Below are 7901 nucleotides of genomic sequence, written 5' to 3'. Positions count from 1 at the left end.
ATATTTTATCCATCAAAATATAATTACAAAGGAAGCTTAAACAATCTTAAATCATACTTAGATAATTTTTATAAACTCAATAAAATCACTTGCATTATATTATTCGGCGATACTAGACCAATTCATGAAATAGCAATTAATTTAGCTAAAAAACTAAATATAAAAATATATGTATTTGAAGAAGGATATTTAAGGCCAAATTATATTACTTGCGAAATGACTGGCGTTAATGCAAACTCACTTATGAGTAAAAATAAAAATGATTATAAAAAACTAAATACTTATAAAGAAAACTCAAAACTATTTAAGTCAAGTTTTAAAATAATGGCTTTTTATGCCTTAATGTATTATACATTTAGCATTATATTTCAAGTATTTTATAATAACAAAAACTATCATAGACCACTAAATATAATGGAGCTTTTTAGATGGTTTAGACATTTTTATAGAAAAGCTAAATATTCAATTTTAGAAAAAAATGTAGATAATTTAGCTAAAAAATATTCCAAAAAATACTTTTTAGCAGTTCTTCAAGTGCATAACGATAGTCAAATAAAAAAGCATTTTAAAGACAAAGGTATGAAAAAATTCATAGTTAAAACCATAAAATCATTTGCTAAAAATAGAGCGAATAATAATGTTTTGATATTTAAACACCACCCATTAGATATTGCATATACTGATTATTCAAATATTATAAATGAACTTACCAAAAGACTTGGTATAAGTGATAAGGTGTTTTATATTCATCGTGGAAATATCCCAAATCTTTTAAAAAATGCTAAAGGCTGTATTTGTATAAATAGCACGGTGGGAATGCAAGCACTTTATCATAATTGCCCTACTATAGTATTGGGTAATGCAATTTATAATATAGATGGTTTAGTCTATAAAAATGACCTTGATAGCTTTTGGCAAAATGCTCATAATTTTGTAAGCAATTATAATTTATACTTGAAATTCCAAGGATATTTATTAAAAAACAATCAATATAATGCAAATTTTTACTTAAATTTCAAAGAATTTGAAATAGGAAATTAAATGTGGCATATAATAAACGCGCTTATTTTAAGAGAGCTTAAAACTAGATTTGGCAAAAACCCAACTTTAGGTTATGTATGGGTTATACTTGAACCTATGATGCATATTATATTTATGTTAATAATTTTTACATTAATTAGAAATACTATTTTACCACAAGTTCCTTTTAGCTTATTTTTGATATCTGGAATGATTCCATTTTTTATGTTTAGAAATATTGTTAATTTTATAATGAATGGAATTGAAGCTAATAAAAGTTTATTTACTTATAAACCAGTTCGCCCTATTCATGTATTTTTAGCTAGAGCTTTTCTTGAAGGTATTATATATTTTATAGCTTTTAATATACTAGTTTGCATAAATGGGTATTTAATTAATTACAATGTTCTTCCATATAATTTAATTTACTCGTTACTAATTTTTCTATGGATGGTAATAATAGCATTTTCGTTAGGATTACTATTTGCTGTAATATTTAACGGAAAAGATATTATAAAAAATATTGTTAACTACCTTTTGACAATTATGTATTTTAGCTCAGCAATAATATTCCCTTTATGGGTTTTACCTAATCAAATAATTACCATTCTAGCTTATAACCCAATCTTGCATATAATTGAACTTTTTAAAGAAAATTATTTTGAAACTTATCCTATAGTAACTCAAATTAATATTGAATACCCTTTAATTTGCACTTTAATTTTATTATTTTTTAGTCTTGGCTTATATTATAAAAAAAGAGTGGAGCTTGGCACTGCATGATTAGACTTGAAAATATCACAAAATACTTTGTATTAAACAACAAAAAAAAGCATTATATTTTTAAGGATTTAAATTTTACTTTTCCTGATAATTGCTCAATCGGTCTAATGGGAAAAAATGGTGCAGGAAAATCTACAATGCTAAGAATTTTAGGCGGACTTGATATTCCTAATCGTGGTAAGGTAATAATTGATAAGAGTATTTCTTGGCCTGTTGGATTTGCAGGTGGATTTCAAGGAAGCTTAAGTGCTAGAGATAATATCAAATTCATAGCTAGAATCTACGGATATAGTGGAGAAGCTTTAAAAGAAAAAATAGAATATGTAAAAGAATTTGCTGAACTTGGAGATTATTTTGATGAACCTATTAGAAGCTATTCATCAGGTATGAGAAGTAGAATTTCATTTGGTCTTAGTATGGCTTTTGATTTTGATTATTATCTAATAGATGAAGCAGGAGCAGTTGGCGATAAATCATTCAAGCAGAAAAGCAGAAAAGTATATGAAGAAAAATTATCAAAATCAAAGGTAATTATGGTTTCACACGATATTAACGAAATAAAAACTTGGTGTGATAAAATAGTTTTTTTAGACAATGGAATAGCCACAATCTACGATGATGTAGATGAAGGAATTAATAAATATAAAGAAAGTTGCTAATGAAAAAAAAGATTATAAAATTTATAACAAGCTTTAAAATTATTATAGTTTTAAGCTTAATTTCACTGATTTATTTTGCTTTTATAGCAAGTTCAAGATATGAAAGCACAGCAATAATTGGAGTAAAATCTACAAGCACTACTACTGATACATCTAGCCTAATACCAATAATAGGACTTACAAGTTCATCTAAAGAAGATTTAATGTATCTTAAAGAATATATAAACTCATACGATATGCTAGCAATTTTGCAAAAAGATATAAATATCAAAGCTATGTATGAAGGAAAAATTGATTATGAATTATTTTTGAAAAATCTTGATGTAAAAGAAGATTTTTTAAAATATTATCAAAGTAGAATAAAGGTAGTTTATGATGATATTACCGGACTTTTAAGTATTAAAATTAACGCATTTTCTCCAGAAGATTCTAAAAAAATAGCCGATACGATACTTAAGGAAAGTGAAAATTTCATAAACGAAATATCACATAAAATCGCAAGAGAACAAATGAGTTTTGCAAAAGAAGAATTAGAAAAAGCTAGTTTAGAACTAAGTAAAGCCCAAGATGAAATAAATAAATTTCAAAATACAAATTCCATGCTAGACCCTGTAAGTCAAGCAAAAACCCAATCAGCTATAAAAACACAAATAGAAGAAAAAATAATAGCAAAAGAAGTAGAACTTGCCACGTTAAATAGTTACTTAAACTCAAATACTCCGCAAGTAAAAGCATTAAAATCAGAATTAGACGCACTAAAATCTCAATTAAAAAAAGAAGCTAATAAATTAACTTCAAAAGATAAAAATGACAAATTAAATTATTTAGCAATTGATTTTAGCAATCTTAGTTTTAAATTAAAATTCGCTGAAGATGCTTATAAATTAGCCCTAGCATCTTATGAAAAATCAAGACTGGAAGCTAATAAAAAGTTAAAACAAGTTATTATAATTTCTTCGCCGGTTTTATCAGAAATTGCAATATATCCAAATGTAATTTATGATGTATTCTCAGTATTTTTTATATTAACATTAGTTTTTGGAATTATTAAATTTACATATTCAATAATAGAGGAGCATAGATATTAATGAAAAAAATATTTTATATATTAGTATTTTCAATATTAGCATTTGCAGTTGATGTAGCAAATATAGCAGTAAATAATACTCAAGAAGAAATATCACAACAAGTAAATAATAAAACATTTGGAGCACACCTATTCTCAGGTAATTTTAAGCAATTTAGCAAACATATTTATAATCCAGATTATAAAATCGCAATAGGAGATATAATAAATATTAAGCTTTGGGGTGCAGTAGAATTACAACAAAAATCAAGCGTTGATTCTCAAGGAAATATATTTATTCCACAAGTTGGAGTTATTCATTTGTTAGGAGTTAGCAATAAAGATTTAGTAAATATTATTCAAAATAAAGTAAGAAATACCTATAAATCAAATGTATATTCATACGCAGATATGGATACTTACCAAAATATTTCAGTATTTGTTACGGGAAATGTAAATAAACCAGGGCTTTATGAAGGGCTTAGCTCGGATTCTTTAATTCAATACATTGATAAAGCAGGTGGAATAAATCTTGAATATGGAAGCTTTAGAAATATTCAAATTCTAAGAAACAACCAACTAATTAAACAAATAGACTTGTATGATTTTTTATTAAATGGCAAATTAGATTATTCTATGTTTAAGAATGGCGATGTAATTTTAGTAAAACAAATCAATGGCTATGCAAGTGCTAGTGGTGATGTATTAAAGCCTTATAGATTTGAATTAGGAGAGAATTTAAAAACATTAAATGATTTAGCTATTTTATCTAATGCAAAACCAACTGCAACAAATGCAATCATAAAAAGTTATGATGAAAATAACAAACTCCGTATAAATGCTTATAAAAAAAGTGAATTTGAAAATGTATATATTAATAATGCCGATGAAGTAGAATTTAGACCAGATTACACAGCAGATAAAATAAACATAAAAATTGAAGGCGAACATAATAGCTTACATTCATTAGTTTTAGATAAAGGAACTACATTGCAAGAAGCTCTTAGTTTATTAAATATGAATGATTTATCTAATAAACAAGCAGTGCAAGTGTATAGAAAAAGCGTAGCAGCTCTTCAAAAAAAATTAATTGAAGCCCAACTAAAAGAGTTAGAAACCTTAGCGCTAACCACAACTTCAGCTACTTCAGAAGAAGCAAAAATTAGAGATAATTGGGGAACTAATATTTTAAAGTTTATTGAAAGAGCTAGAGCAATTGAGCCTAAAGGACAAATCGTAATTGATGATGAAAAATTATATTCTTCAATTGTTCTTGAAAATGATGATATTATTAATATACCTAGCAAAAATAATTTAGTTGTAATTCAAGGAGAAGTTGCTCTTCCTGGTGCATTTATTCATCAAGATAAATTAAAAATAAAAGATTATATTAAAATGGCTGGGGATTTAAATACTAGAGCTGATAAAAAAAGAATTTTATTAATACATGCTAATGGAAAAGCAGATAAAATAAGCTTAGGAACTTTTAGCAGTGATAAAAATGCTAAAGTCTATGAAGGAGATTCAGTATTAGTATTACCTAAAATTGAAACTTATAACCTTCAAGTAACCGGTGTAATAACTCAGATTTTATACCAAATTGCAGTAGCAACTAAAGTAATTTTAGATATTTAATTTTATGAAAGGAAACACTATGAAAAAATTATTTTTAATTATAGGAGCACCTGGTAGTGGTAAAACTACTGATGCTAGCATAATTGCTAAAAACGAAAACTACACACACTATTCAACAGGCGATTTATTAAGAGCTGAAGTTGCAAGTGGAAGCGAATTAGGAAAACAAATAAACGAGCTTATCTCAAAAGGAAATCTAGTGCCTTTACAAATAGTTGTAAATACAATTATGAGCGCACTTAAAAAAGCTCCAAGTGATGTTATATTAATAGATGGTTACCCAAGAAGCGTTGAACAAATGCACGCACTTGATAGCGAATTAGCTAAATCAAACGAAGTAAATCTTAGTGCTGTTATTGAAGTATTTGTAAGCGAACAAGTAGCAAAAGATAGAGTTTTAGGTCGTGCTAGGGGTGCTGATGATAATGAAGAAGTATTTAATAATCGTATGAAAGTATATACCGAGCCTTTAGCTGATATTTTAGATTTTTATAAAGCAAAAAATCTACATATACAAATCAACGGCGAACGCACAATTGAAGAAATTGTTGCAAATATGAGTGAAGAAATTAAGAAAAAAATCTAATCAAGGAGAAAAAAAATGGATATTACAAAAATTAAAAGTGGAAATGCAGAGAAATTAAATGCAGTTATAGAAATTCCTTATGGCTCAAATATTAAATATGAGCTAGATAAAGATAGTGGGGCAATCATGGTTGATAGAGTTATGTATTCGGCTATGTTTTACCCAGCAAATTATGGTTTCGTGCCAAATACACTTGCAGCTGATGGTGATCCTGTTGATGTGCTTGTATTAAATGAATACCCAGTTCAAGCAGGTGCTGTTATTCCTTGCCGTTTAATTGGTGTTTTAATTATGGAAGATGAAAGCGGTATGGATGAAAAATTACTTGCAGTTCCTGTTAGCAAAATTGATCCAAGCTATGATAATATCAAATCTTTAGAAGACCTAGCACCACACAAACTTGCAAAAATCAAAAACTTTTTTGAAACATACAAAGCATTAGAAAAAGGTAAATGGGTAAAAGTTCAAGATTTTAAAGGCATAGCTGAAGCTACAAAAATACTTGAAGAATCAATCAAAAACTATAAATAATGTTAGCAGTCTTTAAAGACTGCTTTTAGATTAATTTTATCAAATGTTCTTATTTCTTATAAAAATTATAAATCATAATAATCTAATTTAAAATATACGAAATCTCATTAATAACACATAAGCAAAAATATTATTATGCTTAATTTTGTAAGTGAATACTGATTTTGTTGCTAGTATTATTTACAAATGCGTATATTTTAAATCATTTTGTATCTTATTAATTTCTTTATAAAATTATTCATTTTAATATTAATACTCATTAAAAATCATAGAATTTAACTATATTTTAAGTTATAATTAAAGATATTTTTAGAATTTGATTTATTTTAGAAATTAACTTAAAACTGCGTTGTATTAGAATTGCAAGGAATTTTATAAAGTATATTTTTTTTAACTTTATTTTAACACTAGCTAAAACCTTAAAGCATATTCAAAATCATAAAAATACTCATTTATAGGATTTATATTATATATTTTGTAAAGTTTCATAAAAAATATATATGTTATAAGTGGCATGGTTTTATATATTAATTTTCAAGCTTTAAAACTCTATTATACAAAGCTTTAAGTGATTTTTACAATCAAATATTTTAAAAATTTTGCTATGTATAACATACACCTACTATAAATATACTTATAACAACCAATAAAAATATAAAATATTTAGCTTGAATGCTTAAAAAAATAATAATTAAATTAAAAATTCTAATAATTTTGAAGATTATAAAAAGATAAAAGCTTGAGCTAGTTGTTACTAGCTCAAGTTATATATTAAGAGTGGTGGTTTATATTATTAAATTCATCTAAATGTGTTAAGTCTTTAGAAGCCGCATCAAATGCAACTGAACCTAGTTTTAGATTAATATAACCTTCTTGAACTTGTACTGGTTGAGCTATAGTTTCATTAAAGATATCTTTTTGAGTATCTAAAATATCTCCAACATTTACTTTAGTTTCGTCTTTAGCTTCAACTTTTTCTTCTTTAATAGTTGGAATACTAATTCCAGCATCATCTCCTAAAATTGCACTTGGGTTAAGGTTAATAAAGTTACCAGCGTTAATTTCAAAAGTATGACTAATTGCTGGTTCGCCAACTGGTTTGCACGCTACACAATCAAATACTTCATAATGATATGAGTTGCCTTTTTCACCTGTTAAGCCGATTTCAAATTTACCGCTATCCCAAATTGTAATATTTGTCCAGCTTTCAACCTTACCTGTAGCATCATTAACTAGATTTACTATTAATTCTGAACCTGGTTTTGCAGTTCCTGTAATAACTGGGCTTACGCTATCAGTTACATAACCATTAATTTTTTCAATAGCACTATTGCTATTTGCTTGATAGTAAATACCTTCATTGATTGTAATATGATTATTACTTACAACAACTTCACTTGGAACAACCACATCTACATTAGCATTGTTATCATTAGCTACTTCATCTTTAGCTGTATTTAGGTCAATTGTGAATGTAAATTCTTTAACAAGACCTGTTTTTAAGCTTGATAAATATACTTTATATGTTCCAACTTCCCAACCACTACCATCTACTCTGTTTGTTAAATCAGGAGTATATTTGAATGTTCCATCTGGTGCAGCTTGGAATTCTTTCATAATT

8 protein-coding genes are annotated in these 7901 nt (G+C 26.6%); 7 read left to right on the top strand and 1 reads right to left on the bottom strand.

What is annotated here, in order from left to right:
* The 7 genes from AVBRAN9334_RS09965 to ppa all read left to right on the top strand — a co-directional run.
* Positions 1-1041, top strand: a 1041-nt coding sequence (locus AVBRAN9334_RS09965) for a capsular biosynthesis protein (RefSeq protein ID WP_336607727.1), incomplete at its 5' end; no start/stop codon positions are given.
* Entirely contained in the window at positions 1042-1803 is a 762-nt protein-coding gene (gene kpsM, locus AVBRAN9334_RS09960) for a capsule polysaccharide transporter KpsM (protein ID WP_336607726.1), read from the top strand.
* On the top strand, positions 1800-2462 hold the full coding sequence (locus AVBRAN9334_RS09955; protein WP_214120545.1) for an ABC transporter ATP-binding protein: 663 nt from the start codon (positions 1800-1802) through the stop codon (positions 2460-2462). The genes kpsM and AVBRAN9334_RS09955 overlap by 4 nt, the downstream gene beginning before the upstream one ends.
* Positions 2462-3550 (top strand): capsule biosynthesis protein, encoded by a 1089-nt coding sequence (locus AVBRAN9334_RS09950; protein WP_214118964.1) that lies wholly within the window; start codon positions 2462-2464, stop codon positions 3548-3550. Before AVBRAN9334_RS09955 ends, AVBRAN9334_RS09950 begins: the two co-directional genes overlap by 1 nt.
* Positions 3550-5163: a polysaccharide biosynthesis/export family protein gene (locus AVBRAN9334_RS09945; protein ID WP_336607725.1), complete on the top strand. Its 1614-nt coding sequence runs from the start codon at positions 3550-3552 to the stop codon at positions 5161-5163. Before AVBRAN9334_RS09950 ends, AVBRAN9334_RS09945 begins: the two co-directional genes overlap by 1 nt.
* Positions 5164-5182: 19 nt before the next feature.
* Positions 5183-5749: an adenylate kinase gene (locus AVBRAN9334_RS09940; protein ID WP_336607724.1), complete on the top strand. Its 567-nt coding sequence runs from the start codon at positions 5183-5185 to the stop codon at positions 5747-5749.
* 15 nt (positions 5750-5764) lie between these two features.
* Positions 5765-6280 carry an inorganic diphosphatase gene (gene ppa, locus AVBRAN9334_RS09935; RefSeq protein WP_214118956.1) on the top strand — a complete coding sequence of 172 codons (516 nt, stop codon included), beginning with the start codon at positions 5765-5767 and terminating at the stop codon, positions 6278-6280.
* Between the two features lie 771 nt (positions 6281-7051).
* On the opposite strand, the gene AVBRAN9334_RS09930 is transcribed toward ppa, so the two are convergent.
* A partial coding sequence (locus tag AVBRAN9334_RS09930; protein ID WP_336607723.1) for a hypothetical protein occupies positions 7052-7901 on the bottom strand: 850 nt, incomplete at its 5' end.

This window comes from Campylobacter sp. RM9334 (genome assembly GCF_020138145.1).
In the GTDB taxonomy this organism is placed as follows: domain Bacteria; phylum Campylobacterota; class Campylobacteria; order Campylobacterales; family Campylobacteraceae; genus Campylobacter_E.
This window is presented reverse-complemented; position numbering and strand designations above follow the sequence as displayed.